The 405-nt window shown below is 65.7% G+C and carries 1 protein-coding gene; it reads left to right on the top strand.

The annotated features are described in order from the left end of the window. A partial coding sequence (locus AC1DE1_RS20885) for a helicase-related protein (protein WP_477179355.1) occupies nt 1-405 on the top strand: 405 nt, incomplete at both ends.

The following is a 405-nucleotide window of genomic DNA, read 5'->3' as shown; positions in this document are numbered from 1 at the left end:
GACCTGACCGAATACCTCAACGAACAGGGGATCCGCGTCCGCTACATGCACAGCGACGTCGACACCCTGGAGCGCATCGAGATCATCCGCGACCTGCGCCTGGGCCATTTCGACGTGCTCGTGGGCATCAACCTGCTGCGCGAGGGCCTCGACATTCCCGAATGCGGCCTGGTGGCCATCCTCGACGCCGACAAGGAAGGCTTCCTGCGCTCGGAGACCTCGCTCGTCCAGACCATCGGCCGCGCCGCCCGCAACGTCGACGGCAAGGTCATCCTCTATGCCGACCGGATCACCGGCAGCATGGAGCGGGCCATGGCCGAGACCCAGCGCCGCCGCGACAAGCAGAACGCCTACAACCTCGAACACGGCATCACGCCCGAGAGCGTCAAGCGCGACATCAAGGAC

This window comes from Dyella sp. 05T440, from assembly GCF_056395965.1.
This window is presented reverse-complemented; position numbering and strand designations above follow the sequence as displayed.